This is a genomic window from Candidatus Cloacimonadaceae bacterium, assembly GCA_030693415.1.
Lineage (GTDB): Bacteria > Cloacimonadota > Cloacimonadia > Cloacimonadales > Cloacimonadaceae > JAUYAR01.
In genome coordinates this window covers 1-1,677 of the sequence record JAUYAR010000136.1, presented here as the reverse complement: position 1 = coordinate 1,677, position 1,677 = coordinate 1, and the positions used below count along the sequence as shown (strand labels likewise).

The 1,677-nt window shown below is 41.7% G+C and carries 3 protein-coding genes; all 3 read right to left on the bottom strand.

Annotated features, from left to right (window positions below):
* Positions 1-288 (bottom strand): hypothetical protein (locus Q8M98_08105; GenBank protein ID MDP3114724.1); only part of this gene is annotated, 288 nt, incomplete at its 3' end.
* Position 289: 1 nt separating this feature from the next.
* The gene (locus tag Q8M98_08100) at positions 290-1,069 is read right to left on the bottom strand and encodes a transposase (protein MDP3114723.1); all 780 of its coding nucleotides are present in this window, start codon (positions 1,067-1,069) and stop codon (positions 290-292) included.
* A gap of 31 nt (positions 1,070-1,100) precedes the next feature.
* Complete coding sequence (locus Q8M98_08095) at positions 1,101-1,397, bottom strand: hypothetical protein (GenBank protein ID MDP3114722.1); 297 nt, start codon at positions 1,395-1,397, stop codon at positions 1,101-1,103.
* Positions 1,398-1,677 lie beyond the last annotated feature (280 nt).

The following is a 1,677-nucleotide window of genomic DNA, read 5'->3' as shown; positions in this document are numbered from 1 at the left end:
AAACCCAACTGCATTGCAGTTGAAATTTAGCGATAGAAGTTTAAGTTTTTCAAAGACATCCAAGAGTTTATTCCTCCGTTTTTCAGATGGAATTCCTAGTCTGAGAACATCATCTTTGCCATTCTTACCCATTATGCCGGGGATAACCAAATACTCCATCCTGACCGTGCGCAGTTTTTGATTCTGCTGTTCAGATCGGAGCACAAACTTGATCAAATACGTAATCAGATTATGAAAAATCAGACAGATAATCATCATGACTGCTTCGGTTGCCCAGAAGTTCTTCATATTATATGTTGATAAGCCAAAACCATCTTTCATGTTCTAAGGTGACATTCTCATCATTCGCTCTCGGCTTATAGGAACTCCAGATGTCATGAGGTGAATCGGTCTCGTTGTTAGTTACCATCAGCGAGTGTCTGTACCTTGAGCCATCATATGTCTCTGCGAAAAGGGTTAGTTGCTTGCCGGGAGCTTTTGGTCTGACTTCAACTTCTTGCCGAACCACCACATAGCGTCTGGCTTGACCCCAGTGTTCGGCTGAATGCGCAAACTCGAATTCAGCTATTTCTAATCCATGTGCTATTGTAGTCCAGTCTTTCATAGCATGGATTTTCCGCTGTATAATCTGACTGATAGGCGCGGATATCACATATTCATACCCTCCAGCTTCAAGTGCTTTGATAATTTTTTGCTTGTAATAGCCACTGTCTGCCAGCACTCGCTCTACTTTTATTCCCGGAATAGATAGGATCGTTTGATTGAAAAAGTCTACTATCCCATTGCCGGATGAGATATTACCGGATCGATTCCAAAAATTCACGGTGTATCCGCTGCCCAAGAATGCGATCTGAGGTTGATGAGAAAGCCTGCCTTTCTTAGATGGATTATAGCCCCGCTTGGCTCCGTCTTGCTCTCCATACCGCGTAACAACAGTAGAATCAAAGCGCAGACTGTCTGAGGTTATGTTTGCCGCATCTAACAACTTGGGCAAAAACTTAGTGCAGATGTTTTCTCGAAGATGCTCATTCAACCCTTGACTATTAAACCTGCCTAAGAAACGGGTCAAGCTGGTTGAGGACTTGGGCAGTCGGATTACATCAAAGCACCGCTGGAAGATCCTTGTGCTGCCATCCATAAAATTGATATGCGAAAACCTGAAACCACCACCTATGAATAGAAATGAACCGGGATATTACCTTACTATATACCCCTGTTGTGTTCTTTGAAGTCTCTGTAATTGGGATACATTCCTCAATGATTTTCCTGAATCCGATTTGCTTAGCAAGCTTCGAAATTATGATTGCCGTTCCAGCCCATGAAGTGATTTGTTTCTCACTGAATTCAATTTGAACTTGACTTTTTTTCTCGTTTGATTTTACGTGTCTGCGTTGCATATTTCTCTCCTAACAACTTAGATTGTTTGTATGATAGTAAGTTTATTAAGGACAGGTTAATATGCAACACTTTTCTTTGAGAGTGATGACCCTACTGCATTAATTGGGGTAAAGAACGCGGCATGGTCAGTCTGCGTGAGCGTAAGTTCCTTGAAGAGGCAGAGCATCTGATAAGCATAAACAAAAGCGGATATCTACTTGATGCAAAGAAGATACTGATCAGATTCGGCCGCTTGAAAGAAAGATATGGCTCTATAGCAAGTAGATATGATTTTTGTTT